This is a genomic window from Sorangium sp. So ce1504 (genome assembly GCF_051521635.1).
GTDB lineage: Bacteria > Myxococcota_A > Polyangia > Polyangiales > Polyangiaceae > Sorangium > Sorangium cellulosum_B.
In genome coordinates, this window is sequence record NZ_CP150365.1 from 12,720,917 (window position 1) to 12,746,869 (window position 25,953).

At 71.0% G+C, this 25,953-nt stretch carries 21 protein-coding genes; 11 read left to right on the forward strand and 10 right to left on the reverse strand.

What is annotated here, in order from left to right; genetic code table 11:
• Positions 1 to 28 precede the first annotated feature (28 nt).
• Both WMF39_RS47970 and WMF39_RS47975 read right to left on the reverse strand, forming a co-directional pair.
• Positions 29 to 1,063: a tetratricopeptide repeat protein gene (locus tag WMF39_RS47970; protein WP_437743126.1), complete on the reverse strand. Its 1,035-nt coding sequence runs from the start codon at positions 1,061 to 1,063 to the stop codon at positions 29 to 31.
• Complete coding sequence (locus WMF39_RS47975) at positions 1,060 to 2,223, reverse strand: hypothetical protein (RefSeq protein ID WP_437743127.1); 1,164 nt, start codon at positions 2,221 to 2,223, stop codon at positions 1,060 to 1,062. Before WMF39_RS47975 ends, WMF39_RS47970 begins: the two co-directional genes overlap by 4 nt.
• A gap of 186 nt (positions 2,224 to 2,409) precedes the next feature.
• Here WMF39_RS47975 and WMF39_RS47980 point away from each other — a divergent pair, with 186 nt between their 5' ends.
• Positions 2,410 to 3,078, forward strand: a complete 669-nt coding sequence (locus tag WMF39_RS47980; RefSeq protein WP_437743128.1) for a hypothetical protein — start codon at positions 2,410 to 2,412, stop codon at positions 3,076 to 3,078.
• Between the two features lie 18 nt (positions 3,079 to 3,096).
• Here the strand turns inward: WMF39_RS47980 and WMF39_RS47985 are convergent, their stop codons facing one another.
• The 3 genes from WMF39_RS47985 to WMF39_RS47995 form a co-directional block, all read right to left on the reverse strand.
• Positions 3,097 to 3,942, reverse strand: coding sequence for a DUF4142 domain-containing protein (locus WMF39_RS47985; RefSeq protein WP_437743129.1), 846 nt, complete (start codon positions 3,940 to 3,942; stop codon positions 3,097 to 3,099).
• A gap of 482 nt (positions 3,943 to 4,424) precedes the next feature.
• The gene (locus WMF39_RS47990; protein WP_437743130.1) at positions 4,425 to 5,228 is read right to left on the reverse strand and encodes a class I SAM-dependent methyltransferase; all 804 of its coding nucleotides are present in this window, start codon (positions 5,226 to 5,228) and stop codon (positions 4,425 to 4,427) included.
• Positions 5,229 to 5,423: 195 nt separating this feature from the next.
• Complete coding sequence (locus WMF39_RS47995; RefSeq protein WP_437743131.1) at positions 5,424 to 6,422, reverse strand: SDR family oxidoreductase; 999 nt, start codon at positions 6,420 to 6,422, stop codon at positions 5,424 to 5,426.
• Positions 6,423 to 6,851: 429 nt separating this feature from the next.
• Between WMF39_RS47995 and WMF39_RS48000 the strand changes: the two genes are divergently transcribed.
• Complete coding sequence (locus WMF39_RS48000; RefSeq protein WP_437743132.1) at positions 6,852 to 7,403, forward strand: hypothetical protein; 552 nt, start codon at positions 6,852 to 6,854, stop codon at positions 7,401 to 7,403.
• A gap of 85 nt (positions 7,404 to 7,488) precedes the next feature.
• Here the strand turns inward: WMF39_RS48000 and WMF39_RS48005 are convergent, their stop codons facing one another.
• Both WMF39_RS48005 and WMF39_RS48010 read right to left on the reverse strand, forming a co-directional pair.
• On the reverse strand, positions 7,489 to 8,772 hold the full coding sequence (locus WMF39_RS48005) for an adenylosuccinate synthase (protein WP_012241506.1): 1,284 nt from the start codon (positions 8,770 to 8,772) through the stop codon (positions 7,489 to 7,491).
• A gap of 112 nt (positions 8,773 to 8,884) precedes the next feature.
• A complete protein-coding gene (locus WMF39_RS48010) occupies positions 8,885 to 10,180 on the reverse strand; it encodes an ATP phosphoribosyltransferase regulatory subunit (protein ID WP_437743133.1) in 1,296 nt (431 codons plus the stop codon).
• Between the two features lie 372 nt (positions 10,181 to 10,552).
• On the opposite strand from WMF39_RS48010, the gene WMF39_RS48015 reads away from it, so the two are divergent.
• Entirely contained in the window at positions 10,553 to 11,182 is a 630-nt protein-coding gene (locus tag WMF39_RS48015) for an RNA polymerase sigma factor (protein ID WP_437743134.1), read from the forward strand.
• Between the two features lie 99 nt (positions 11,183 to 11,281).
• Here WMF39_RS48015 and WMF39_RS48020 read toward each other — a convergent pair whose 3' ends face one another.
• Positions 11,282 to 12,061 (reverse strand): HAD family hydrolase, encoded by a 780-nt coding sequence (locus WMF39_RS48020; protein ID WP_437743135.1) that lies wholly within the window; start codon positions 12,059 to 12,061, stop codon positions 11,282 to 11,284.
• A 301-nt stretch (positions 12,062 to 12,362) separates the two neighbouring features.
• Between WMF39_RS48020 and WMF39_RS48025 the strand changes: the two genes are divergently transcribed.
• The 3 genes from WMF39_RS48025 to WMF39_RS48035 all read left to right on the forward strand — a co-directional run bounded on the left by WMF39_RS48025 (position 12,363) and on the right by WMF39_RS48035 (position 14,466).
• Positions 12,363 to 12,602 carry a helix-turn-helix transcriptional regulator gene (locus WMF39_RS48025; protein WP_437743136.1) on the forward strand — a complete coding sequence of 80 codons (240 nt, stop codon included), beginning with the start codon at positions 12,363 to 12,365 and terminating at the stop codon, positions 12,600 to 12,602.
• 329 nt (positions 12,603 to 12,931) lie between these two features.
• Positions 12,932 to 13,522, forward strand: coding sequence for an RNA polymerase sigma factor (locus WMF39_RS48030; RefSeq protein WP_437743137.1), 591 nt, complete (start codon positions 12,932 to 12,934; stop codon positions 13,520 to 13,522).
• Complete coding sequence (locus WMF39_RS48035; RefSeq protein WP_437743138.1) at positions 13,519 to 14,466, forward strand: hypothetical protein; 948 nt, start codon at positions 13,519 to 13,521, stop codon at positions 14,464 to 14,466. Before WMF39_RS48030 ends, WMF39_RS48035 begins: the two co-directional genes overlap by 4 nt.
• A 138-nt stretch (positions 14,467 to 14,604) precedes the next feature.
• Here WMF39_RS48035 and WMF39_RS48040 read toward each other — a convergent pair whose 3' ends face one another.
• Together WMF39_RS48040 and WMF39_RS48045 are read right to left on the reverse strand one after the other, a co-directional pair.
• Positions 14,605 to 15,705 (reverse strand): hypothetical protein, encoded by a 1,101-nt coding sequence (locus WMF39_RS48040; RefSeq protein WP_437743139.1) that lies wholly within the window; start codon positions 15,703 to 15,705, stop codon positions 14,605 to 14,607.
• Between the two features lie 300 nt (positions 15,706 to 16,005).
• A complete protein-coding gene (locus WMF39_RS48045) occupies positions 16,006 to 17,325 on the reverse strand; it encodes a glycoside hydrolase family 43 protein (protein WP_437743140.1) in 1,320 nt (439 codons plus the stop codon).
• Between the two features lie 412 nt (positions 17,326 to 17,737).
• On the opposite strand from WMF39_RS48045, the gene WMF39_RS48050 reads away from it, so the two are divergent.
• The 5 genes from WMF39_RS48050 to WMF39_RS48070 all read left to right on the forward strand — a co-directional run bounded on the left by WMF39_RS48050 (position 17,738) and on the right by WMF39_RS48070 (position 25,949).
• Positions 17,738 to 19,471, forward strand: coding sequence for an Ig-like domain-containing protein (locus WMF39_RS48050; protein ID WP_437743141.1), 1,734 nt, complete (start codon positions 17,738 to 17,740; stop codon positions 19,469 to 19,471).
• A gap of 3 nt (positions 19,472 to 19,474) precedes the next feature.
• On the forward strand, positions 19,475 to 21,823 hold the full coding sequence (locus tag WMF39_RS48055; protein ID WP_437743142.1) for a PKD domain-containing protein: 2,349 nt from the start codon (positions 19,475 to 19,477) through the stop codon (positions 21,821 to 21,823).
• A 5-nt stretch (positions 21,824 to 21,828) separates the two neighbouring features.
• Entirely contained in the window at positions 21,829 to 23,229 is a 1,401-nt protein-coding gene (locus WMF39_RS48060) for a c-type cytochrome (protein ID WP_437748129.1), read from the forward strand.
• A gap of 129 nt (positions 23,230 to 23,358) precedes the next feature.
• Complete coding sequence (locus WMF39_RS48065; protein ID WP_437743143.1) at positions 23,359 to 24,414, forward strand: poly(ethylene terephthalate) hydrolase family protein; 1,056 nt, start codon at positions 23,359 to 23,361, stop codon at positions 24,412 to 24,414.
• Positions 24,415 to 24,608: 194 nt separating this feature from the next.
• Positions 24,609 to 25,949, forward strand: coding sequence for a PAS domain-containing protein (locus WMF39_RS48070; protein ID WP_437743144.1), 1,341 nt, complete (start codon positions 24,609 to 24,611; stop codon positions 25,947 to 25,949).
• Positions 25,950 to 25,953: the final 4 nt, after the last annotated feature.

Below are 25,953 nucleotides of genomic sequence, written 5' to 3' on the forward strand. Positions count from 1 at the left end.
CAGACGCTGAAGCGCGCGCCGCCTCGGCTCAGCGCCGCTGTGGCGCCGCGAGCTTGCGCAGGCGCTTCAGGGTCTGTTCCGATTCCCTCTCGCACTGCGCCCGCCGCGCCTTCGCCAGCGGCAGCCAGTGATCGTTCCCCGGAGCCCGGGCGATGTAGGACTCCCACGCGGTGACGGCCTGCAGGTAGGCCTCCGCGCGCGCGGCGCCGAGCTCGGCGCTCCGCGCCGCGGCCCAGTGGCCGAGCGCCGCGTACCAGGCCTCGTCGTGGGCAGGCACGTAGAACCAGCCGGCGCCGTTGATCTGCTGATCGGCCCGGTCGTAGGTCCTCGCGAGCCGGATGTTCTCGATGCCTCCCTCCAGGTCGCCGGACCGGTCGAGCGCCACCGCGAGCCCCCAGAGCGTGGTCACGCCGTAACGGACCATATCGAGCGACCCGAGGGTCGAGAGCGAGGCGCGGTACCCCTCGACCGCCGACGTGATGTCGCCGAGCGCCATGTAGGCCTCGGCCTGGTTGGCCAGCAGCAGCGCCCGCGAGACCGCGTGCGGCTCGAGCACCAGCGCCTCGTCGTACGCCTCGATCTCGTCCGTGTACCTGCCGAGCCGCGCGTAGCAGACCGCCAGCGCGTGCCACGCGTCGGCCCGGAAAGGCGCCGGAGGCTGGAGCCGCAGGAGCCCCTCGAGCGTCGCGACGGCGCCCTGCACGTCGCCGAGGTGCTCCAGGATGTCGGCGTAGCGCAGCCGCACCGAAGGGGTGCGCGACGTCGCCGCGCCGGCGCGCTCGTACAGGGCGCGCGCCTCGCGCAGCCAGAGCGGGCCGATCTCCTCGACCCGCTCCAGGAGCGGCGAGCGCCGGAGCTGGTCGTACCGCGCGAGGAGCGCGTCCGCCTGGGAGATGAGCTCCTCTCGCTCGTCGGCCGCCGGATCGAGCGCGCGGGACCAGACGGTCGGCGCTGCGTGGAGGGGCCCCGCCGCGAGCGCGGACGCGAGGAGCGCCGCGATGCCCGGCAGGCGCGAGCGCCACGGCAGGGGCGACCGCCGGGGCGGGAGCGATGACCGCGTCACCGCGCCCCTCCCGCGCTTGGCCGCGGCGCCGCGCTCCGCTCCTGCGGGGCGCGCGCGCGCCCCCCGCCGCCTGCGCCTCGCCGGAGCGCGTCGAGGCGCGCGCGCGCCGCCGGGGCCCATGGCCCCTGGCCGCCGGCGCCCGACAGGTACGCCTCCCAGCGCGCGATCGCGGCCGCCGTCATGGCCCGCTCCAGCGCGAGCGCCTCGAGGGCGAGCCTGTCCTCCGGGACCGCGAGGTACTCGACGGTGCGCAGGCGCGCCGCCGCGCTGGCGAGGTCGTCCGCGGTCCGCTCGCGCGCTGCCGCGCCGGCGCTTCGGTCCTCCGCGCGCCCGCGCGCACCCTCCCCGCGCGGGCGCGCGGCCTCCAGCGCGGTCGCGTCGCCTTCGAGCGCGGCGTCCGCCTGGGCCTTGTCGCCGGAGCGGTCCAGCGCGAGCGCGAGCGACAGCGTGACGTCGCGGGCGAGCTGCGTCTGCGCGCGCAGGCGCGCCTCGCGCAGGTAGGCGATCGCCTCGTCGAGGTCCCCGCGGGCGGCCGCCTCTCCGTGCGCGCCGGCGGGCGGCCTCGCGCTCGCGTCGGCGACGGACGCCGCGCCCGCGGTGGCCATCGACAGGTGCGCCGCCTCGAGCAGCACGAGCGCGCGCTGGTCCGCGGTCCCGAGCAGATCGATCCGCGGGACGAGCGCGCGGTAGATCGCGATCGCCTCGCCGCGCTTGCCGGTGCGGGCGAGCGAGCGCGCGAGGTCGTGCATCGTCTGCGGATCCTCGACGCTGCGGGGATCGACGCTCCGCGCCCGCTCGAAGGCGCGCGCGGCGTCCTCGGGCGAGCCGAGCGCGAGGGCCGCGCGGGCGAGCAGGACCTGCGGCGCGGCGTGCCCCGGGAGGAGCTGGTCGGCGAGGCGCGCCGACTCGCGCGCCGCCTCGGCGTCGCCGCCGAGCTGCGCCTGACCGCGCGCGAGCAGGTCGCAGTAGCGCGGGAGCTCAGGCGCCCGCGCGCGCTCCCAGACCGTGGGCCCCCGCGCGATGGCCCGGCCGGATCGCGCCGAGCACTCGGGCGGACGCCCCGCGGCCGCCGCGGCGGCGACCAGATCGCCAGCCTGTCCGGCATGCGCGGCGAGCGGGAGGACGAGCAGGGCCGTGAGCAGAAGCGGGCCGAGGTGCACGGCGAGAGTGTACCAGGGAGGCGCGCTGGAGGCTCACGCCGGGGCCGACGGCGCAGGGCTGCGATCCGGTTGATCGGGTGGGCGTTGGTCCGTTATGGTGCCCGAGGTGACAGCGTCGACGGGGGGCGTTCGCGGGTCGTGTTTCGCTGGACTCCGCAGCCTTGGAGCCTGAGGAGGATCGACATCATGGGCGAGGTGATTCGCAAGGATGCGCCAGCGGACGACATCATCGGTGACGTGCGCGCGACGCTCCAGAGCGCTTCCGCGAAGGGCGGGCCCCTCCGGGAGCTCGCCGAGCAGCGGCTCGTGCCCGTGCTGACGCTCTTCGACGGGGTGGAGGCCCAGCGCAACGCCGCGCGCTCCGAGGCGGAGCCGCTGCTCGCCAAGGTCGAGGCGGAGTCCGCGCGCGCCGACGACGCGCTCGGCAAGGTCGCCGACGACGTCTGGAACGCCGTGGGGCGCCCCTCCGCGGATCCTGCGCTGTCGATCCTGTTCCCGGGCGGCGTGGCCTACTTCGCCGACGACGAGGACGGCGATCTCACGGGGCAGCCGGATCGGCTGGAGGTGCTCGCGCAGCTGCTCGGCTCGGGGATCCACCCGAAGCTCAGCCTGGACAAGGCGCAGGCCGCGGCGGCCGAGGTGAAGTCGGCGGCGGCGGCGGTGCGCTCGACGGTCGAGGCGACCCGGCTGCCGCTGGAGCGGCTGAGCGTGCTCGACCGCATCCGCGCCTCGGTGGCGAAGAGCGCGCACATCGAGCTGGTGCACCTGAAGCGTCTCTACAGGGCGGCTGGCTTCAGCGAGGCGGAGATCCACGCGGTCATCCCGGATCGCGGCCGGGCACGGCGCCGCCTGTAGCGCGCCGCGCCCCTCGGCTCACGGGCGGGGGTACGGGCTGGGCGCGCCGAAGCCAGACGGCGCGCTGCGGCCGTAAACCCCGTAGTAGGGGGAGACGGCGGGCGAGTAGGGCCCGTTGGCGCCGAAGTAGACGGGGCCGTAGGAAGGCCCGTTGTTGGCGAAGCCGCCGCCGTAGTTACCGTAATTGCCGTAGTTACCGTAATTGCCGTAGTCGATGTAGCTGCCGTAGGTGCCGTAATTGCCGAAATAGGGGACGCCAGGCGGATAGCCGCCCTCCGGAATGTACGGGCTGCCGATGAGCGCGAGGAGCGACGTGGCGAACGAGAGGTTCCGCTTCGTGGCGCTCAGGACCTCCGGGACGAGGTGAGAGAGCCCCGGGTGCAGCTCGGGCCCCACGATGGCCATCTGCTCCTGGAGATGGGCGAGGAACTCCCGGTGTCGATAGATCTGAACATTGACGAACGTCCAGTCGAAGCTGGGCCCCGCGAGCCCCGTGAGCTGCTGCTGATCCGCCGCGCCCTGCTCGATCAGCGCCAGGCTGATCTCGTTGTCCACCGGCGCCATGCCCATCTGCGTGAGCGCGAGCCCGAGCTGCTGGCTCGCGGCGGTGTGATGATCGAACAGCGTCTGGGCGAGCTCCAAGACGTGCGCGTCCGACGCCTTGGCTCGGGCCATCTGCGCGTCGCTGAGCTCGAGCGCGTTGAAGGCGGCGAGCACCGCGGCGAGCTGCGGCATGGTGAGCGAGAAGGCCTGTGAGGTGGACTCGACCGCCTCCTCCGAGCTGTCCTCGTCCGCCGCCACCAGAACACCGTCTCCCGCCGCGACGGAGCAAGCGCTGGTCCCCGCGAGCGCGAGGGCTGCCATCCATGCAAAACGAAGAGAGTCGACTCGAATGTTCATAATTCCCCCATGTCATTGACGGAAGCGGGGCCGGCGCTGGAGCGCTCGGCGGTGATGCCTGGCCCGCCCCGTCACGTATCTTGAACTGTTGTTGGGAGACGCAAGCCGCGAGAACATCAAATAGGCAATTCTCACCAGCGCGCAGGATCGGCTGAATCGTCCGTGCCGCGCGACGGACCGGCGCAGAGATGCCACCTCTCGACGTCGATGAACGGACGCGGGCACCTGCCCGGGCGGCGGCGCTGGAATCCCTGCGCGAGGGCGGGCGGGGGCCGGGAGCGGCGCTGTCGGAGGATCAGCGTGGTGCCATGTCCGGGCTCGACAGAGAGCGCAGGACGGAGTTTGCCGCTTTGCTGGAGGATGGGCCCGGAGTCGGGCTCTCGGTCATCGTCACCTGGCACCGTCACCTGGCACCGTCACCTGGCCGCCCGGGCGGGAGAAGGACGTCAGTCGGAGATCCTGGCCGGTTTGCGGGCCAGGACGCCGACGGTGCCATAGTAGACACCCCACGCCGACGGATCGGCCGCGAACCGGGCGTAGCCGGCGAGATCCTCCGCGCTGACCCGCCCTGTCGCGAGGTGCCTGTGCTGGAGCTGGGTGGCTGAGAGGCTCATGATCTCGGACAGCGGGTGACCGCCCGGGCACAGCGGCACCTCGTTCTCGACGGCCTCGATGGCGAGCCCTCGCGACGTCAGGATCGCGGGCAGGCGCAGGCCGAGGCCGGGGTCCTTGCCGTCGGCCTCGAACATCGTGAGGATCGACCGATTGACCCGATCGAAAGCCTCGATATCCGGACCGGAGGCGCCCCTCGCCGCGGTGAAGTCCGGCTCCTCGAGCACCAGGTGGCCGCCGGGCTTCAGCGCTGCGAGCATGGCGTCGAGGAGATCCTGGAAATCCGCGTTGTGGACGAGCACGTAGCGGGCGTGCACCAGATCGAAGCGCGCCGCGTGGAAATTGAGCTGGCGGATGTCGCCCTCGATGATCCGGACGCCCGGCGGCGGAGAAGCGTCCATGAACCCGACATCGAGGTCGACCGCGACCACCTCGCCCTCAAGGCCCACGCGCTCTGCCATCCAGCAGGCGATCGACCCGGCGCCGGCCCCGACCTCGAGGCAGCTCCAGCCGGGCCCCATCCCGGACGCCTTGAGAAGGCGCCGGCTGCCGGGGTCGAAGAAGCCCTCGATCCGCCGCAGGCGCTCCAGCTCTCGCGCACGCTCCGAACCCGCAAACACGTAGCTGTTCTCGGCCATAGGAATGGACAGAATAGTCCATCCCCTGGAGGAAAAGCGAACTTCTCTCTTCTGACTTCGCCCGACCTTCTTGCAGGGGCATCGGCTGTCGAGCGGCGCACAGCGGGTGAGCTGTTCGGCCCGGGCTGTAAAGCGTGCTTGTGCCGACGATATGTCCAGACGCCTTCGAGGGAGCGCGCCGTCACCGCCGCGCGTCTACGCGAGCAGCCTTGGGCGGAGCCACAAGAGGCCTAGCGCGGCGGGCGCGAGGGCCGCGAGCCCGAGGACCGCGGCGCGCAGGAGGCGCCTGTTCCCGCGCGGCTTCTGTTTCCATCCGCCGGTCACGGTGGTTCCTTCCGGCAGGGGCGCGAACAGGTTGCCGTTCGTCGCGTAGGCGGTCCGGTCGTTCAGGAGATGCAGCCTGTCGACGCGCCGCGCGAGCAGGCGTTCGGCGAGGCCCGGCGCGAGGAGAGACAGCAAGGCGAGCTGTGGGCCCGCGCTGCCCACGAAGATCTCTCGCCGAGGCTTCCGTGCCAGGCGAACGATGGCGCGCGCCACGCGTTCAGGTGAGACGATCGGGGGCATGGCCCTGGGCGTGCGCCCCGCGTAGTTGCCTGCGTGCTGAAAGAGCGGGGTGTCGACCGTCGCCGGCAGGACGGTGGAGACATGGATGTCGCGGGCCCGCAGCAGCCTGAGCTCCTGCCTCAGGCTCTGGGAGAGCCCGCGAATCGCGTGCTTCGAGGCGACGTAGGCGCTGACATAGGGTTCGGGGAGCCTGGCCGCCATCGAGGCGACGTTGATGAGCACGCCGCTGCCCTGCCGCCGGAACTGGGCCAGCGCGGCCCGGGCGCCGTGGATGGTGCCGAACAGGTTGGTCTCGATGACGCGCCGGTAAGGTTCGGAGGGCGTCTGTTCGAACAGCCCGAAGAGCGTCACCGCCGCGTTGTTGACCCACACGTCGATCCGGCCGAAGGCCTCCGTGGCGCGCCGCGCGACCTCCATGACGGCCGCCTCGTTCGTGACGTCGGCGGGCACGACGAGGGCCTTGCCGCCGGCCTGCTCGCACGCGGCGGCGAGCTCGCGCAGCGGCTGCTCTCGCCTGGCCGCCAGCGTCACGGCGGCTCCGCGCCTGGCGAACTCCAGCGCTGTCGCGCGGCCGATGCCGCTCGAGGCGCCCGTGATCACGACGACTGGTTCCATGAACTTCTCGCGCATGCCTCACCCCTCCGACGTGCGCCGCGCTGCGAGCGGCCGCGCGCGGGCGCGGCGTGCTCCGCGGTCACAGGTGGTCCTTTCGCCATGCAATCGCCGGGCGAGCCGCGGAGAGGGCGGTTTGCGCGCCGCGTGTGGCGCGTGTGGATCGATTCGCTCGCTGCGTGACCGGCTGAGCGCCTGTCGTCGAGCGCGCGCCGGCCGGCGTCAGGCGTTGTTCGTGTCCTGAGAGGATAACGGCTCTCGATCGGGAGCGGCCCGATGCGCCGTTCCAGCGTCGTCTCGATCCCGAGGGCCGGATCCGGCCCCAGCATGTCGAGCGCGGGACGCTACGCCGCCAGGCTCTGGAGGCGGCCTTCGCGCGCACGGGCGCGTCCGCATCGCCGGCGGCTCGGCACGAGCCGCAAACGCAAACGACCTGGGAGACACATCATGCGAAGCATGTTTCTGGTAGTCCTGACCGCGCTGCCGCTCATGGCCTGTGGGGGCAATCGAGGCGGAGAGGCGGCCTCGCCGGCGCCCGCGCCGACCGGAGAGACCCCCGGCGCGCCTGGAGCCCCAGGAGCGCCCGAGAGCGGAACGCCCGGCGCGGGTACGATGCCTGGACCTGGAGGAGAGCTGGGAGAGCCGGGCGCAGGCGCCCAGGGCGAGCCAGGCACCCAGGGCGGCACGCAGGAGTGGGGCAGCGGCACCCAGCGCAAACCGGGCAGCGGCACGGGCGGCACGCCGGGCGGCACGCCGGGCACTGGCGGTACGCCGGGCGGCACGCCGGGCACTGGCGGTACGCCGGGCACCGGCGGTACGCCGGGCGGCGGGACCGGCGGTACGCCGGGCGGCGGGACCGGCGGTACGCCGGGCGGCGGGTCTCTCGCGCCGCCGGGCGGTGGAACCGGCGCGCCGGGCGGGACCACCACGCCGGGCGGCAGCGGCCAGCGGGGCGGCACGCCCGGCGGCGGTGGCAAGAACGGCGGCTCGGGCCAGTAATTATCGAAGCTGCACGTCCGGACGACCGTCCCGCTGGACGAGACGGCGGCTCATCGCCAGCTGCGGTGAGCCGAGGTCCCGCCGCTCAGGCGAACGCGTTGCGCCGGACGATGGTCGCCTCGCGGTCCGCGCCGACCGAGACGACGTCGACCGGCACGCCGGTCTCCTTCTCGACCATCTCCACATAGTGCCGCGCCGCCGCGGGCAGCTCGGTCATGGAGCGGGCGGCGTCGATCGGCTCGCTCCACTCGGCCACCGTCTCGAGCACCGGCTTGGCGGTCGCGATGTCGTCGATCGGGAACTCGCGCGTGCGGCCCGACGGCGTGTCGTAGGCGACGCAGACCTTGAGCTCCGGCATGCCGGTCAGCACGTCGAGCTTGGTGAGCGCGATCCCGTCGAGGCCGTTCACCCGCGCCGCGTAGCGCAGCGCCGGCAGGTCCAGCCACCCGGTCCGCCGCGGCCGGCCCGTCACCGAGCCGTACTCGCCGCCCACCGACCGGAGCCGCTCGCCGAGCGGGCCGTCGAGCTCGGTCGGGAACGGCCCCTCGCCCACGCGCGTGCAGTACGCCTTCGCCAGGCCGAGCACGCGGCGGATGCGCGTCGGGCCGACCCCGGCGCCGACGCACGCGCCCCCCGCGATCGCCGACGACGACGTCACGAACGGGAACGTGCCGTGATCGATGTCGAGCAACGTCCCCTGCGCCCCCTCGAGGAGCACGCGCTCGCCGCGGCGGAGCGCGCCGTCGATGAGCTGCGACGTGTCGGCGAGCAGCGGCGTGATGCGCTTCGCCAGCGGCGTGAGCTCGTCGAGGATCGCGTCGAGCGACGGCGGCTCGCCGCCCAGCGCGCGCAGCGTCGGCGTCCACGCCTCGAGCGAGCGCGACACGAGCTGCGCGAGCCGCTTCATGTCGCGCAGATCGCCGAGCCGCGCCCCGCGCCGCGACGCCTTGTCCTCGTAGCAGGGGCCGATGCCGCGCTTGGTCGTCCCGAGCCGCACGCCGTCCGCCGCCGCCGCCTCGCGGAGCGAGTCGACGAGCGGGTGGAACGGCAAGATCAGGTGCGCGCGATCCGACACGAACAGCCGCCCCTGCGTCGAGCAGCCCCGCGCCTCCACCGCGTCGATCTCGGAGACGAGCACCCCGGGATCGACCACCATGCCCTGCGCCATCACGCAGCGGGCGTTCGAGCGGAGGATGCCGCTCGGGATGAGCCGAACGATGAGCTTCTCCCCGCCCACCACCAGCGTGTGGCCGGCGTTGGGCCCGCCGGCGTAGCGCACCACGAGGTCGGCGCTCTCCGTATAAAGGTCGACGACCTTGCCCTTGCCCTCGTCGCCCCACTGTGCGCCGACGATCACGATCGCGGTCATTCCGAAGCTCCTCTTGGATCACGTGGCCCGGCCTCGGCCCGCTCGTCACTCCGAGCGGCTCCGTCCGGGTCCAGGTTCGCCTTTACCCCAGGCTCGCTTGCCGAGCGAGCGTCTACTTGCCGCCCGGACGTCCTGCCCCCGTCTTCAGCACGATCGCCTGGGCCGCCGCGGCGTCGTCGAGGGCCGCCGGAACGGCGCTCGCGCTCGTCGCGGCCTCGCCGCCGCCGGATGTCGCCTCGACCACAAGCGCCCCGTCCCGCTCCCGCACCAGGTGAGAGAACCGCCAGGACAGCGCGTACCCCTCCGGATCCTGGTCCGGCGCGTGCGTCACGGCCGGGAGGCCCAGCCCCCGCAGCGCCGCCGCGAGCGACGCGGCGCGCTCCGGCCGCACAGCGACGAGCACCCGCAGCGCCGGCTCGTCCGCCGCGCCCGCGACGTCGCGCGCCCAGGCAATCGCGTCGAGGTTCAGCGCGAAGCCGACGGCCGGCATCGGCAGGCCGAAGCGGGACAGCAGCATGTCGTAGCGCCCGCCCGCCGCGATCGCCTCCCCGGGGCCATCGGCCAACACGTGGAAAATTGCACCCGTATAGTACGCCAGACCGCGGAGCTCGCCGAGGTCGACCCGGAGCGCCGGGCCGAGCTCGGGGCTTGCCCTCGCCGCGTCCCAGAGCGCGCGGAGCTCGGCGAGCGGCGCCTCGGCGGGCGTGCCGGTGAGCAGGCGCGTGGCGCGGTCGAAGACCGCGGCGCCGTCCGGGTCAGCCGTGCCGCCGCCCGCGAGGTCCGGCAGCGCGGCGATGGCCGCGACGATGCGGCGCGGGACGTCGGCGGCCTTCGGGCTCGCGAGCACCGCGGCGAGGCGGGAGGCGTCCTTCAGCTCGATCACCTCCGAGAGCTCGTACGCGAGCGCCGCCGGGACGGCGTCGAGCAGCGCGCGCGCGATCATCCCGTGGCCGAGGTCCACCACGAAGTGATCGAGGCCAGCCTCCCGCACCGCGGAGGCGGCGAGGCGGAGGATCTCGAGGTCGCCCGCGAGCGTGCCGACGCCGTAGAGCTCGACGCCGGCCTGCGGGATCTGCCGATCGCGCCGCGCCCGCCCCTGGCGGCGGCGGAGGACCGTGCCCTCGTAGCAGAGGCGGATGGGGCGGGGCGCGTCCGCGAGCCGCGTGGCCACGAGCCGCGCGATCTGCGGGGTCATGTCCGGGCGGAGCGCCGCCACCTCGCCCGACTCGGGCTCGATGAAGCGCAGCACGTCCGCGGCGTCGAGCGTGCCGAGCCCGCGCTCGAGCACCTCGGCGAACTCGAACGCGGGCAGCGAGACCGGCTGGTAGCCGTACAGAACGAAGTGATCGAGCACACGCTTGGCGAGGGCGCGCCGGCGCCGCGCCTCCTCGGGGAGGAGATCGCGCATACCGGCGGGCAGCGGGTGCCCGTACTCGCGCTGCGGTGCGGAGGCGGACGGCGCTGGCCGCTCCACCCCGGGCGTCGGAACTTGGCTGTTTCGCCCTCGGGGGGCTTCCCATCGCGGAGCGTCGCTGGACATCGTGGCCCCGCTTATACCGGCTGAGCACGCGGTGCGCACGCGGCGCGCACGTCCGTTGAGCTTGCCGTGGCAAGGCCTTTGCTGGTCGGAGCGCACCACCGGGCCCGTGGGCCGGAAGCGCACGCGGCGCCCTCGACGGAGAGATGGCTCATGGCTCTGACCGCCGTTCCGACCGATGTACCGAGCGCCAGCACGAGGCCTGAGACTCCTCTGGCGCCCTGCGGTCTCACCCCGCCCGGCGTGGTCGGGTCGCGCCCCTCGCCCCGCGCCGCGAGCGCGGGCCCGTTAGCCGAGGTCATCTGCCGGGCGAAGGACGGCGATCGGGAGTCGCTCGACGAGCTCACGCGGCTCATCCGCCCGCACGTGGAGCGGCAGCTCGCGCGCTACCCCGTGTCCGACGAGGATCGGCTCGACCTCGTGCAGTCGACGCTGCTGCAGGTGGTGCGGACGATCCGCTCGTTCCGCGGCGAATCGAGCTTCACGACGTGGCTCTTCCGCGTGACGGCGAACGAGGCGCTCATGCTGATGCGGTCGCAGCGGCGGCAGCGCGCGCGCATCGTCGAGGGTCTCGACTTCGAGGAGCTCGGCCTCTTGCCGACGATGCGCAGCACGATCGGCGAGGACGACGCCGCGTCCGCGGCGGAGCGGGAGGCGTACGTCCGCGAGGCGCTCTGCGAGCTGCCGGATGATTACCGCGACGTGGTGCTCGCGCACTACCACGAGGACCTCGGCCTCCAGGAGATCGCGCAGAAGCTCGCCGTGAGCGAGAGCGCCGTCCGCTCGCGGCTCCACCGGGCGCGCGTGCGCCTGCGCGCGATCCTCAACGCGACAGCGTTCGGGCGCGAGATCGCCGAGGGCGTCGCGGCCTGAGCGGCGCGCAGGCGGCGACGTCCTGCGCGTGCGGGGAGGGAGGCTGGCCGCGCGTGCAGGCCGGCCGCGCGCGCAGATCCGACGCGCGCGGGTGTGCAGCTAACGAACGGTGGAGAGCCTGACCGTCGCGTCGCGCCAGCGGCGGAGGACGTCCCAGAGCTCTCCCATGGTACGGAGGAGCACGTCGGGGTGGGCGTCGAGGAGCTCGTCCTGCGATGCGAAGCCGCCGAGGACGGCGATCGACCGCGCGCCTGCGCGGCGAGCGCACTCGATGTCCTGGGGGCCGTCGCCGACCATCACCATCTTGTGCGGCTGGACGCCGACGCGCGCCGCGAGGTGGAGCAGCGGCGCGGGATCCGGCTTCTTGGTGGCGACGTCGCCGCCCGCGACCACCGCGCGGAAGCGCGCGCCGACCCCGAGCGCGGCGAGCACCGCGTCGGTGGTCGAGCGCGGCTTGTTCGTGCAGACGCAGAGCGCGAGATCGCCGAGGTCCGAGAGCCTCTCGAGCATCTCCTGCGCGCCGGGCATCCAGCGGGTGAAGTCGAGCGGGTGCCGCGCGTAGTAGTCGAGGAAGTGGCGGAGGACGTCCTCGACGCTCTCGGATGTCTCGGGGAGCCTGGCCGCGCGCGCACACAGCGCACGCGCGCCGTCGCCCACGTACCGGACGATCACCTGCCCTGGCAGCGGGGCCCGGCCCGTCGCCACCAGCGCATGGTTCACCGCCGCCACGATGTCGCCCCGACTGTCGATCAACGTACCGTCCAGGTCGAACACGACCACCGTGGGAGTGAGCATCGCCAGAGAGCCTACGATGGCGCCCTCGCTGACGGAAGGTACGGCGAGCACCCTGATGTCGTAGAAACTGGACTCTGTGTCCATTAATTTCGACTCCATGTATCAAATAATTGACATTGGTTCGCCGGTCAGTTACCTGGTTCGAGGTGTCAGCGATCCCTCCAGGGATCGCTGACGCCTCGAACCAGCGCGGCCGCGGAGCGGGCGCCGGGGCGCGGAGCGGGGCGAAACCGCGAGGAAACAGAGCCGTGGCCGCGCGCGTGAAGCGGCGCAGACGTCCGGCCATCCGCGGCCGGATGTGTGGCAGGCGGAGCTCGCCTCCTGCGGATGGGGAAGGACGCGCTGCCTCGGAGGGCGAGATGACGTTCAAGGAATGGAACGCGGCATGGGCAAGGGGCAACCTCGGATCACGAACGTCATCCGCACGCTGAGGTTTCAGGCGGGCGAGATGACACAGGCGGAGCTGGCCGAGAAGGTCGGCGTCACCCGTCAAACCATCGTCGCCATCGAGCAGGGCCGTTACTCGCCCTCCCTCGAGGTCGCCTTCCGCATCGCGGCGGCCTTCGGCGCGCCGCTCGAGCACGTCTTTCAGTGGAAAGGTGACGCGTCGGGCGAGCGGGGTTGAGAACAACGGTGCTTGCCCGTGTCGAACAAGGGCACAAGAAAGGAAGCGTCGTCGTGACCGCGAGCGCCGGCGACGACGAAGGCGCTGCGCGCGCGGTCGTGCTCGATGCGTGAGGCGACGCGGATGCAGTACGGGGAGCCCACGCCCAGCGCGCTTGTGCGCGTCGACGTGCAATAAGGACCGCAATTTCCGCTGGCGCGGCGTTCATGCTTGTTCGAACGCTCGGCGCAGCTCATCCACGAAGTGCCCGCGGTCACCAGATGCTGCTGCTCCGTGCTGGCTTGTCGATTTTGTGATCGAGTTGTCTCGATCCGGAGATTGCACAAGGCGTGAGCCGTGGTGAAGCGCTGACCCTGATGCAGCTCCCCGCCGCAGTTCCGCCCGACAGCCGGGCGGCGGCCGGGCGCCTCACCGGGCTCGTGATGGAGCATTCGGCGTTCGTCTGGCGCTCGCTGGTGCGGCTCGGCGTGCCGCGCGCCGACGCGGAGGACGCGGCGCAGCAGGTCTTCCTCGTGGCGGCCCGGCGGCTCGGGGACATCGAATCGGGCCGGGAGGCCGCGTTCCTGTTCAGCACGGCGCTGCGGATCGCCTCGCGCGCGCGGAGAACCCAGCAGCGGCGCCGGGAGGTGCTGGAGGAAGCGCCCTGCGAGCGCGTCGACCCGGCGCCGGACCCCGAGGAGATGATGGATCGCGCTCGCGCCCGCGCGACGCTCGATGCCATCCTCGACACGATGCCCCTCGAGCAGCGCGCTGTCTTCGTGCTGTTCGAGCTGGAGCAGATGACGACGGCGAACATCGCGGCGCTGCTCGATCTTCCGGCAGGCACGGTCGCGTCTCGCCTCCGCCGGGCGCGCGAGCACTTCCAGGCCGCCGTGAGGCGGATAGAGGCGCGGGCCCATTTCCGAGGTGAATCGCCATGACCGATCCCGAGCGCCTTCTGGACCAGAAGGGGAGTGCTCTGCGAACGACGCTCCTCCGCGCGGCGCTCGACGAGAGTCCGCCGAGCGGCTTGACCCGGCGAATGCTCGTCGCGGTCGGCGTCGGCGCCGCCGTGACGGGGACGGGGGGCGCGGCCGTGGCGGCGACGGGGGGCGCGGCCGCGGGGGCGGGGGGCGCGGGCGCGGCAGGGGGCGCGACCGCGGGGGCGGGGGGCGCGGTCGTGGCAGGGGGCGCGGCCGCGGGGGCGGGGGGCGCGGCCGCGACGGGGGGCGCGGCCGCGGCGGGGGCGAGCGCCGCGCTGAAGGTGGCGAGTGTGGCGGGCGGGAGCGGGATCTTGAGCGCGCTCGGGATCGGCGCGCTCGCGGGGGTCCTCACGCTCGGGGTCGCGGAATGGACGCACGTCGACGCGCCGATGCCCGCGAGGCGCGCTCGGGAGGCGTCCAGCGCGCCGGCTGCGCTCGCCGCGCCGCGCGCACCTGGCGCGGCCGAGGTGGAGCTGCACGAGCGCGCCCCGGAGGAGCGAACGGACGACGCTCCGCCCATGGCCGCGCCCGCCGCCACGGCGCCTGCCGCCACGGCGGTGAACAGCCCGCGCGCACGCGAAAGGAACGCGCCGACGCTGGCCTCCGAGCTGGCGCTGCTCGACACCGCGCGGCGCGCGCTGCGACGCGGCGATCCGGCGGCCGCCCTCGCGCTCCTGGCTCGCCACGCGCGCGAGTTCCCGAGCGCTCAGCTCTCCGACGAGGCCGCCGCGATCCGCGTCGAGGCGCTGGCGAGCAAGGGGGATCGCGCGGGCGCACACGCGGCGGCGCGGCGCTTCCTCGAGGCACACCCGGGCAGCCCTCACGCCGATCGCGTCGAGTCGGCCGCCGGGCTCGACGCGCGCAAAGGAGCCGTGAAGCGGAGGAACGGACCCGCAGAGTGATACGAAAAGAGGCATCGCCGTGGCATGGCGGAAGGCCGCGCCCCACGCGCTGCCGCTCCTCGACGCGCTCGCTGCCCGTCGCTCGGAGCGCCCATCCGGCGGTGGATGGTCAGGGGGCACCCGACCTTGGTTGGTCCCCTACCGCGGGTTCACGATCGAAATCTGGAACCACTCGCCCACCTTGCCGGAATACTGGGATATGCCTCCGACGACACCGGGCCCGCACAGGTTTCCTTCGGCGCCGTTCGTATCCCGCGGTCCCATGACGTTCCACACCGAGGAGCTGCAGTCCGCTGCAGTCTCGGTCAGATGGAAGTGCGCCAGGCCGCTGCCCGCGCTCCAGTACAAGAAGTTGTATTGCGGGTAACAAGAGGTCCCGAAGCAGTCGACGCAGCCAGCTGACCACTGCATGATGTCCTCTGCCCCGTCCACGACCTCTTCCTTGGTCGTGAAGTAATAGGTCATCTCGCTGATCTGCTCTTGGCTGAAGCCCACGCTCGCGAGGCTCCACCGCGACGTCCCGCAGTCTGCACATTCTCTGCATTCCAGCACGATGTCGTCCGCGTCTGTCGCATCCGCGAGCACGACAGCAGGCCACATGGCGGGGATGTCATCGCCGAGCGTGTCGGTGAACTGCGCCGCGATGCTCGGCGGCGCGCAGAGGGGCAGCCCCTGACACTCCGGATCGGCGCAATCCGCGAGCCCGTCCTCATCGTCATCGTAGCCGTTGCCGCAGGCCGCGTCGGTGTCCTCGCGCGGGGCCGCCGTGTCGTCGACGCCGACGACGATGTCGATGCTCCCCTGGCCGACGGAGACGATGTCGTCGTCGGCGCGGAACTGGAACACGACCGTCGATGTCGTGCCTTCGTCGATGAGGACCTGCAGCGGATTCGGCGACGTCAGGACCGCCTGAACGGACTGGTAACCGGCGCCGGTCCACCGCTCGAGGACCCAGGAGGGCTCGAGGTAGACGTCATAGTGGCCGACCGGAAGCACCTCCGTGATCACGGGCGTCTCGGTCGAGCCATCGACGCGCCGGTTCGTCGGACCGTGGATGCTGAACCAGGCGTTCGACAGGCGGTACGTCGCGCCCGTGACGCTGGTCCCGACGAGGGCGAGGCTGATCGAGCCGACCTCCGACGCCTGCTCGACGCCGTCCGGCGCCTCCGCTCCACAACCCACCTGCATCGCAAGAGCCGCGAGGACGGAACATGCGAAGAACTGGCGCAAATATCTCATGATGACTTCATATCAGAGACCCTCGCGCAGGAGAAGTGAGATCGTCGGACGGCCGATCACGACCGATCACGACCGATTACGACCGATTACGACCGATTACGACCGATCGCGACCGATCACGACCGATCACGACCGATTACGACACGCGCCTCGCGAGGATCACGGCATCGACGCCTGTCCCCGTGACCGTGCGCGGCCGCTCCGCGGCCACCGCGAGCTCCTATCCAGCGAGCGGATCCGGCAGCTCGATGCTGGCGACGAGCAGCTGCTCTGGAGTCAGCGCTTCATGCGCTGTGCAGATCACCTGTGTGTCGGGACGATCTTCCGGATCGTTCCGTCGTCGTTGTAGTAGGCGCGATCGACGCACGTGGATCGCCGATAGCTACCGCCGGTCGGCAGCGCGGCGTTGTGGTACGTGAGGTAGCTGGCCCCTTTGAACTCGAAGAGCGACTGGTGAATGGTGCTGCTGTTCGGCACCGGATCCAGGATGACGCCTCGATGCTGCCACGGCCCCTCCGGTGACGTGCTGGTCGCGTAGGAGATGCTCTCCGGGAACCCCGAAGCGTAGGTCAAGTAATAGAGGCCGCCGTGCCTGGACAGATAAGGCGCCTCGGTGTAGCTGGGGATGTTCTTGAGCACGTGGATCTGGACGCCGCTGATGCTGCGGTTCTGCATCTTCCCGCTGCCGTCGGTCGTGTAGGTCTCACCCTTCAGGTGGATCATGTCGTCCTCGAGCTCGACCCAGTACAAGACCCCATTCCCCCAGTACATGTAGGCCCGGCCGTCGTCGTCGACGAGCACCGTCGGATCGAGGTTTCGCCACGAATGGTCCGCCGTGCCGTCGGTGTCGGCCAGGAAGATGAGCGGGATCCCCCGTGCGTCCTTGAACGGCCCTTCCGGCTTGTCCGCGACCGCGACACCGATCGAGATCCCGTAGCCGGACTGGCCGCCCTCCACCGGCGCGTAGAAGTAGAACTTCGGGTTGCCGTCCTCGTCGTCGCGTTCGACCACCTGACCCGCATTGGCGTTGCCCGTCGAGTCGCCGCCGCGAGCCCAGGAGAACACATTGTAGCGCATCACCGCGCCCTTGTTCTCCCAGTGGATCATGTCGGACGATGTCCAGAGCCGCCAGTCGAACATGCGGTAGCCCTCTGCACCCTCGGCCTGCTCGTCATGGCCGGTATAGAGGTAGACCTTGTTGTTCCAGGCCATGGCCGCGCCGTCCGCTGTAAAGACGTAGTCTCCGGGGCCGCTGGTCGGATCTGGCGCATCGTACTTGATGATGGGATTGTCGAACTCTGTCGGGGGCGGCGTGCTGCCTGCGCCGCCCCCGCCGTTTTCCGCGCCGCCGCTGCCGCCTGCGCCGCCGCTGCCGCCTGCGCCGCCGCTGCCGCCTGCGCCGCCGCTGCCCGTCGCGCCGCCGCTGCCCACCGTGCCACTGCTGACGCCCTCACCGCCGCTGCCGCCTGCGCCGCTGCTGCTCGAGCTATTGCTGGAGCTCGATGACGACGTTCCTGGGCCAGAGGCCGCCGTGTCCGGCTTCGCCTCACCACCGTCGCAGGCCCCGAGCCATGCCGAAAGTAGAAGACCAGCAATCCGCTTCGAACGAGCGTAGTCCATGTCGAGCACCTCCTCATCAGCCTATCGAACACGACGACCATGGCGACGGTGAGCACCACCACGCCAAGCTGCGCCGTTCGGACGTCCAGTACCCGGGCACCGAATGTGAGCGTTCACATTTATAGCGTCAATCGAAAACCGGCGTTCATTGGCCTGCAGCGTCAAGCCGCCGGATCGCGTCAAAATGCGTGCGGCCGATCGCGCTTGACATTCCGAATGTGAACGCTCACATTTGGCTTCATCTTAACCGATTCATTTTGGGGGCGCGTTCGTGTGCCCGTGTGCCCGTGTGCCCGTGTGCCCGTGTGCCCGTGTGCCCGTGTGCCGGCGCGATCGCGGTGGGGGCTGTCGGCTCCACCTTCCGTTGGGATGGCCACCTATCATGATTCACACGCTACAGAAGAGGTCAGGCATGCGTTCGACGAGGATGGGACTACGTTGGCTCGGCTTTCCTTCGTTGGCCGCCGTGCTCGCGGCGTGTTCCGGCGGGGACCTCAACTCACCGGAAGGAAATGACGGCGGCAGCTCCGGTGACACCACCTCCGTGGTGGTGGGCAGCGGCGGCGCAGCCCCAACGCCGGCGGCAGGAGCCACGAGCAGCGGCGCCACGAGCAGCGGGGCCACGAGCAGCAGCGCCACGAGCAGCGGCGCCACGAGCGGCTCGGGTGGAGCCGCCACGACCGGGAGCGGCGGCGCGGGCGGAATCGACCCGGACACGATCACCGCCCCGGAAGGCAAGATCCCGAACATGCCCATGCCGGCGAACAAGATCAACTTGCCGCGCAACAGCTGGCGAGACGGCCTGGTGTCGCCGACGCTCGAGGCGGGCCATCACCAGAACCAGCCGATCGTCATCAACGGATACGTTCAGGGCGCCGGCAACGCCGAGATCGTCTTCTACGACATCGCCGATCCGGCCAACCCGAAGATGCTCTCGCGCATCCAGAGCCCTGGCTTCGATCCCAGGGGAGGGCCCAAGGGCGTCGGCGAGGCGGAGTCGCACCAGACGTCGCTCGGCCGCTATGGCGACAAGTTCTACCAGGTCACCACCTCGGGCACCGGCGTCGACATCTGGGACGTCACCGACGCCCGCGCGCCTCGTCACGTGAGGCTCGTCAAGCTCGACGGCATCAACTACGGGGACTTCACCGACTCCGTCTGGGGCATGTACTGGCAGGGCAGCGTCATCTACGTCGGCGGCACCAACACGGGCCTGCACATCCTGGACGCCGCGGATCCCGAGGACGTGAAGTTCGTCAAGAAGATCCCGATCTCGCAGTTCGGCGGCGTGAGCGCCGGTCCGCTGTGGGCCGTGGGCAATACGCTGGTCATCACGACGCCCAAGGACAACGGCGGCATCGCGACGATGGACATCAGCGATCCGATGAACCCGGTCGCGCTCGACTTCATCACCCCGAGCAAGAGCTACATCTGCGGTCTGTACGGCAAGCACATCTACGTGCAGTCGCCGCTGCGCGTGTGGGACGTGCTGACCGACCCCACCGACATCGGCTCGGCCAATTCACCCATCGCCACGCTGCCCGACTCGGCGTTCAGGGCCATGGGCTACCCCGCCGGGTCCGAGTACATGAGCTTCTCCGACGGCACCCTGTTCCTCGGTCACCTGCGGCCGGACGCCGGCGTCTCCAAGATCGACGTGCGCGACATCCACAAGATGTCGATCAAGAGCCGGGTCTGGGGGCGGCTCGAGTTCACGAACGGCGACGACCAGTTCTCGATCCCGGTCGGCAGCCTGCTGGTGCTGGCCGACGACGAGCTGCCCTACCGCGGCATGGTCATCGCCGCGCACTCGACCGAGCCGGACACCACGCCCCCGGCGGTCGACACGGTGCTGCCGAAGAACGGGGCGACGGGGCTGTCCAGGAAGTCGCGCATCGGCCTCAGCCTCACCGACAACGTCGAGATCGCCACGGTTCACAACGGCAGCTTCATCGTAAGGCCGATGGGCGGGCAGCCGTTGAAGGGGAGCTTTGGCCTGTACATGGGCATCGTCAGCTTCGATCCCGACGAGGACCTGATGCCGAACACGACCTACGAGATCGTCCTGCCGAAGGACGGCATGAAGGATCTCGTCGGCAACGGCATCGCGGCTGAGTTCAAGTCGACGTTCACGACCGGTCCCTGAGCCATGCGCTCGCTCCCGAAGCTCCTCGGCCTGCTCGGAGGCATCTGCGCGGCGGCGGCCTGGCCGGCCGAGGCGCGCGCCGTCACGGCCAGCGTCCCCGTGCGCGCGCCCTCGCTCGCCGGCGAGGCCGTCACGTTCGACCTGACGATCGGCGACGCGGTCGGCCCCGTTCAGGTGCGCTGGGACATGGGAGACGAGACGCGCACCGAGTTCATGGTCGACGACGTGCAGCAGGTCCACACCTACGCCGCTCCCGGCCACTACCCGGTGCTCGTGACGGTGAAAGACGATGTCGGGTTCACCAGCGTCGCCTTCGTGCACACGGCGCACCGGCCGCTCGTCACGGGCAGCGCGGCGGGCTCGACCGACCTCGTGTACGACCCGCCGAACGCGAAGGTCTACACGGCCAATTACGAGAACGACAGCGTGAGCGTGCTCGACGCGAGCGCGCTGACCAAGGTCGCGGAGGTGCCGGTGGCGCGCGGCCCGGTCGGGCTCGCGCTCACGGCGCAAGGCACGCTGTGGGTGCTGCACCGGGATGCGCACTCAGTCTCCATCCTCGACACCGCGTCGCTCTCGGTGGAGCGCGAGATCGCGCTGCCGTACGCGTCGCAACCGATGGGCCTCGCGATCAGCCCGACCGGGGACGCCGCGTACGTGACGCTGATGGCGGTCGGCAAGGTGCTGAAGCTGGACGTGGCGAGCGGCGCCGTCGTGGCCGAGCTTTCGCTCGGCGGTACGCCGCGGGGCGTCTCGGTGTCGCACGACGGCTCGCAGATCTACGTCACGCGCTTCCTCTCCGAGGACAGCCACGGCGAGGTGGCGCGCATCGACGCGGCGACCTTCCAGGTGAGCACGCGCTTCGCGCTCGCCGCGGACACCACGACGGAGGACACGGACCAACAAGGGCGCGGCCTGCCGAACTACCTGTTCTCGGTGGGGCTCTCGCCCGACGGCTCGTTCGCGTGGGTGCCGGGCAAGAAGGACAACATCTTTCGTGGTCCATTTCGCGATGGGCTCGACCTCACCGACGACAACACGGTACGTCCGCTCGTGGCGCTGCTGAACCTCGCGGAGGGCGCTGAGGACGTCGCGCGGCGCATCGATCTGGACGATCGCAACCTGCCGAACCAGGTCGTGTTCACGCCGCTCGGCGACTACGCGTTCATCAGCGTCGCCGGCTCGGCCCTGGTGGAGGTCCGCGACGCCTACACGGGCGAGTTCGTGACCGCGCTGAAAGAGGCGGGCTTCGCGCCGCGCGGCCTGGCGCTGACCGAGACCGACAAGCTGTTCGTGCACGCGTCGCTCAGCCGCACGGTGACGGTCTACGACGTCGCCGACATCGTCAGCTCGCACGACCTCATCACCAAGAAGCTGGCCGAGATCCCGACGGTCGCCGTCGAGAAGCTCGACCCGCAGGTCTTGCGCGGCAAGCAGCTGTTCTTCAACTCGGCCGATATCCGCATGAGCGACCAGGGCTACATCAGCTGCGCGTCGTGCCACTTCGACGGCGCGGAGGACGGGCGAGTCTGGGACTTCGGCAGCGCGGGGGAGGGGCTCCGCAACACCGTCTCGCTGCTGGGGCGGCGCGGCACGGGCCACGGCAACGTCAACTGGAGCGGCAGCTTCGACGAGATCCAGGACTCGGACGACAACATCCGCCACCTGTTCGGCGGGAAGGGCTTCCTGACCGCCGAGCAGCTCGCTGTGGGGACGGTCGGCACGCCGCGCGGAGACAAGAAGGCCGGCCTGAGCCCCGAGCTCGACGCGCTGGCGGCGTTCCTCGGCTCGCTCGACACGTACCGGCCGAGCCCCTTTCGCGACCCGGACGGCTCGCTCACCGAGGACGGCGTCGCGGGTCGCGCCATCTTCAAGCGCCTGGGTTGCGGCTTCTGCCACACGGGTCCCGACGGGACCGACAGCGCGGGCGGCAAGCTGCACGACGTCGGCACCGTGAAGGCGTCGTCTGGTATGCGCGCGGGTGAGCCGCTGTTCGGCATCGACACGCCGACCTTGAACGGCGTCTGGGAGACGGCGCCGTACTTGCACGACGGCTCCGCGCCAACGCTGCGCGATGTCCTCGTCACGGCCAACCCCGAAGATCGTCACGCCTTCACCAGCGCGCTCAGCGAACCCGAGCTCGGGCAGCTCATCGCCTACGTGCAGCAGCTGGACGGCACCGTCGACCTGGAGCCGAGCGAGGGTGACGGCGCGGGGGAGGAGCCGAGCGAGGAGGGCCTTTTTGGCTGCAGCGTGGCGGGCGGGCGCGGCGACCGCCACGCGCCGCTCCTCGGGTTCGCGCTCGTGGCGGGGTTGATGACGTTCGGCGCCCGCCGAGGGAGGCCCGCGTGAGGCGCATGCAGAGCCTGTGCCTGGTTTCGCTGCTGCTGGCGGCGTGCGTCGGCGAGATCGGCGGGGGCGTTGCGACGGACGAGGCGACGACCGACTGGGACACGCTGCCGTCCGTGAATGCTCCCGACCCGGAGCTGTCGGGCCTACCCAGGCGCGATGCGCAGCACCGCGCCCTGTGCGCGACGCCGCGCGGCGACAGCTTCTGGCAGGCGGTGTGCGCCACGCCCCGCCCGGACATCACCGACTTCGCCAGCTTGCTCGGCGTCGCCAAGCTCGACGAAGATCGCGCCTTCGCGCTCACCGGCAACTCCACCTCGCTCGTGAAGGGCGCCGTCTCTGCGGTCAATCCGCGCCTCATCGTCTTTCCGCGCGTGACCGAGATGCGCGAGAGGCCGGCTGAGATGACCGCGCTCGGCTTCGTTCGCGGCGAGCCCTTCGTCGAGATCGTGAGCCGCGACCTCTCGACCGGTGACTACAATTTCTACCTGTTCACGTTCGAGCGGCCGTGTGATTACGACGGCAGCTGCGATCTGGCGAGCCTGCTCACCGAAGAGATAGAGCACGGCTGGACAGCGTTCAGCATTTACAGCGAAGAAGACATCGAGAACACGTCGTTCGACTGTCGCTCGTGCCACCAGCCCGGCGGCTATGGCACGAAGAAGATCTTGCGCATGCAGGAGCTGGAGTTCCCCTGGATGCACTGGTTCCCGCAGCGCTTCGTGCAGCGGACGGAGTCCGATCGGGTGCTCACGGCGCAGTTCCTGGAAGCCCACGCAGCGGACGCGCAGTACGGCGGCATCCCCACCACGACCATCCAGAATGCCATCGACGAGGGCAGCGGCGCGCAGCTCGAGGCGTTGCTCGTCGCCGAAGGCCAGGCGGCGCAGCCGAACGCGTTCGACCCGCGCATCGAGGCCGAGGCCAAGGCCGGCTCGTCGAGCTCGATCTGGGAGAAGCAGTTCGCCTTGTCGCAGGCGGGTGATTCGATCTCGGTGCCTTACCCGCTCGTGGACGTGACGGATCCCGCGCTCCGCGCGGAGCGGGCCCGGTCCTACCTCGACGTGGTGACGGGCGCGGCCCCGCGACAATCCCTGCTCGATTTGCGCGACCTCTTCTCCGCAGACGCGAAGGTGAAGCTCGGCCTGGTGCCGCCGCCGGGGGCGAGCGGGCGCGCCGTGCTCACGCAGCTCTGCTCGCGCTGCCACGACGGTCGCGGGAACCCGGCGCTGAACCGCGCCAGGTTCAACGTGAAGAACCTGGACGGCATGTCCCGAGAGACGAAGGACAAGGCCATCTTTCGCTTGCAGGAGCCCGCGACCTCGCCGCTGCGCATGCCGCCGTGGCGCGCCGCCGACGAGCTGCCCCCCGCGGAGCTCGCCGCGGCCATCGAAGAGCTGGCCAAGTAGCGCCGTCCGCGTGACCGCAGCGCGCCAGTTTGTGATTAACGCCAGCAATGTGAGCGTTCACATTTGACGCTCCAGGACCTGCATTGCCTTGCCCGCTTCGCGCTGCCGTGACGTAACCCGCGAGGCATCGTGTACCACGAAAAGAAAGCCGTCAGGCGCTTCCATGTCTTCTGCTTGCTCTCGAGCGTCGCGATGCTGGCGTGCGGCGAAGAGAGCGGCGGCGCGGCGCAATCCGCGGGCTCGGGCAGCTCGAGCGTGTCAGCCGCCAGCGGGGCGTCGACCGGCGTGACCGCCGGGTCAGGTGGCGCTGTCAGCGGCAGCGGCGGCGCCGACGTGAGCGACGGCGGAATGGGCGGAGCAGGCGCGGGCGCGGGCGGAGCAGGCGCGGGCGGAGCAGGTGACGGCGGCGCCGGAGCGGGCGGAGCCGGTGGCTCGCCGCTCCCGCCGATCACCGATTACTCTGCCGAGGGGCCGTTCGCGACGACCGTGGAGCGGAGCGCGGGGCCCAGCGGAAACTACACGATCTTCAGGCCTGAACGCCTGGGTGAGGACGGCTTCCTGCACGCGCCGATCATCTTCGGCCCCGGGATCAACACGCAGGTGACCAGCTACACGGCTCTCCTGTCGAACTTCGCATCTCACGGCTTCGTGGTGGTGGGCGCCAATCTCCTCACGGGCGGCCCCAACGCCCCGAACAATCGCGCGGCCATGCTCGAGGGGCTCGACTGGATCATCGAGCAAAACAGCGAGGGGGGCAGCATCTACGAGGGCAAGATCGACGTGGAGCATGCCGTTTCCATGGGCTACTCGGTCGGCGGTACCGCCGCCGTGGAGATCGGCGGCCACGAGGCCGTGGCCACCGTCGTCTCCATTCACGGCCACATCGCGACGGCGGCCCTGCACGGGCCCATGCTGCAGACCAGCGGAACGCAGGACACGATCGGGCTTCCGATGCAGCAAAAAACGTACGACATGTCCCAGACCCAGACATTCCTGGCGACGGTGATGGGCGCGGATCATGGGTACATCACGCGCGACGTGGGAGGCGTCGAGCGGCCAGCGATCGTGGCCTGGCTCCGTTACTGGATCTACCAGGACGCCGGCGGGAAACACTATTTCTACGGAGATGATTGCGTGATGTGCACCTCCCCCTGGGTGAATCCCCAGCGCAAGAACTGGGAATGACCTCGCGCTGAGGGAGACGGCACGACCCCATCCACCATCGGAGACGTGCAGCCCCGCGCCCATCCCGTTGGTCAATCGGGGAACGTCGCGATTCACAGCGTCGTAGTGTGCCGGCGTACGGATCTCGCGTACTCTTCGGGGATGTCGACCTTGCAATCCCGGGCGCGCTCCGGATACAGTCCAGCATCTAGCGAATGATAGATGAGGGATCGGGGGAGATCGGGCGGCTCAGGGCAGAGATCGCAGCGCTGCACGCGCGCGTCGAGGAGCTGGAGAGCGCGCTGGCGGAGCGGTCGAGCGGCGGCGCGGCCGAGGGAGCAGCGCGGCCCGACGCGGTGAGCGCGGACGCTCACGCCGCCTTCGGCGCGCTCGCGTGGCTGCTCACACCGGCGCCGGCGCTGATCCACTGGCGTCCCGATGGCATGGTGACGCGCTGGAGCGATGGCGCCGAACGTGTCTTCGGCTGGAGCGAGGGCGAGGCCGTCGGCCGCAGGCTCTCCGAGCTCGTGGGCGCAGATCCCGTGTCCCCGGACGCGGTGCGTGCGCTCATGCTCGACTGGACGGAGAACCGGTTCGCCTCGGCCACGAGCGAGGGCAGGACGAAAGACGGGCAGGCGCGCCTCTTCCGGTGGACCCACGCGGTGCTGCGCGACGACCGCGGCGGCGCGCGTGAGATCGCGGCGATCGTCGAGGACGCCGGCGACCCCCCGTGGAGGGAGCACGTGCTGCTCGGGCGGCTTCAGCTGCTCCTTCAGCTGCTGGACCACTCGCGCAATTCCATCTTCGTCAAGGACACAGGCGGTCGCTACGTCTTCGTCAACCGAGCTCACGCGGAGGTCCTCCAGAGGCACGTCTTCGAGGTCATCGGCAAGGATGAATACGAGTTGAGCCCCCTGGCCCCCGAGGCCATCGAGGAGCTCGTGGCGAGAGAGCACGACGTGATGGCCGGGGGAAAGGCGATGCAGTACGAAGAGGTCCTGCTGCTCGGCGACACGAGTATTCATTTCTCCACCGTCAAGTTCCCGATCCTCGACGGGCGTGGCGAGCCGATCGGCCTCGGCGGCGTCGTCACCAACACCACCTCGCTGAGGCACGCGGAGGCCGAGCGGGCCGCGCTGCAGGAGAAGATCATCGTCGCCCAGCAGGCGGCCCTCCGGGAGCTGTCCACGCCGCTCATCCCGATCGCCGACCGGGTGGTGGCGATGCCGCTCGTAGGGACGATCGACAGCGCGCGCGCAGCGCAGATCATGGAGACGTTGCTCTCCGGCATCAGCAGTCAGAGCGCACACACCGCGATCCTGGACGTCACCGGCGTGCGCGCGGTCGACGCGCACGTCGCCGATGCGCTGACGCGGACCGCGCGCGCCGCCCAGCTGCTCGGCACGCGCGTTGTGCTCACCGGCGTGCGCTCGGAGGTGGCGCAGACGCTGGTCACCCTCGGCGTGGATCTGTCCGGTATCACCACCCTGGGCACCCTGCAAAGCGGCATCGCGCACGCCCTCCGCCACTCTGGGCACCAGCGGTCAGCGGGTTGAGTCC

What these genes read in the sequence shown, in the direction of transcription:
- WMF39_RS47980 (WP_437743128.1), top strand. Translation starts at nt 2,410, where the DNA reads ATGGGCGAGGTGATTCGCAAGGATGCGCCAGCGGACGACATCATCGGT.
- WMF39_RS47985 (WP_437743129.1), bottom strand. Translation starts at nt 3,942, where the DNA reads ATGGCAGCCCTCGCGCTCGCGGGGACCAGCGCTTGCTCCGTCGCGGCG.
- WMF39_RS48020 (WP_437743135.1), bottom strand. Translation starts at nt 12,061, where the DNA reads ATGGACACAGAGTCCAGTTTCTACGACATCAGGGTGCTCGCCGTACCT.
- WMF39_RS48010 (WP_437743133.1), bottom strand. Translation starts at nt 10,180, where the DNA reads ATGCGCGATCTCCTCCCCGAGGAGGCGCGGCGCCGGCGCGCCCTCGCC.
- WMF39_RS47995 (WP_437743131.1), bottom strand. Translation starts at nt 6,422, where the DNA reads ATGCGCGAGAAGTTCATGGAACCAGTCGTCGTGATCACGGGCGCCTCG.
- WMF39_RS48070 (WP_437743144.1), top strand. Translation starts at nt 24,609, where the DNA reads ATGATAGATGAGGGATCGGGGGAGATCGGGCGGCTCAGGGCAGAGATC.
- WMF39_RS48025 (WP_437743136.1), top strand. Translation starts at nt 12,363, where the DNA reads ATGGGCAAGGGGCAACCTCGGATCACGAACGTCATCCGCACGCTGAGG.
- WMF39_RS48055 (WP_437743142.1), top strand. Translation starts at nt 19,475, where the DNA reads ATGCGCTCGCTCCCGAAGCTCCTCGGCCTGCTCGGAGGCATCTGCGCG.
- WMF39_RS48040 (WP_437743139.1), bottom strand. Translation starts at nt 15,705, where the DNA reads ATGAGATATTTGCGCCAGTTCTTCGCATGTTCCGTCCTCGCGGCTCTT.
- WMF39_RS48045 (WP_437743140.1), bottom strand. Translation starts at nt 17,325, where the DNA reads ATGGACTACGCTCGTTCGAAGCGGATTGCTGGTCTTCTACTTTCGGCA.
- WMF39_RS47990 (WP_437743130.1), bottom strand. Translation starts at nt 5,228, where the DNA reads ATGGCCGAGAACAGCTACGTGTTTGCGGGTTCGGAGCGTGCGCGAGAG.
- WMF39_RS48060 (WP_437748129.1), top strand. Translation starts at nt 21,829, where the DNA reads ATGCAGAGCCTGTGCCTGGTTTCGCTGCTGCTGGCGGCGTGCGTCGGC.
- WMF39_RS48035 (WP_437743138.1), top strand. Translation starts at nt 13,519, where the DNA reads ATGACCGATCCCGAGCGCCTTCTGGACCAGAAGGGGAGTGCTCTGCGA.
- WMF39_RS48000 (WP_437743132.1), top strand. Translation starts at nt 6,852, where the DNA reads ATGCGAAGCATGTTTCTGGTAGTCCTGACCGCGCTGCCGCTCATGGCC.
- WMF39_RS48050 (WP_437743141.1), top strand. Translation starts at nt 17,738, where the DNA reads ATGCGTTCGACGAGGATGGGACTACGTTGGCTCGGCTTTCCTTCGTTG.
- WMF39_RS48005 (WP_012241506.1), bottom strand. Translation starts at nt 8,772, where the DNA reads ATGACCGCGATCGTGATCGTCGGCGCACAGTGGGGCGACGAGGGCAAG.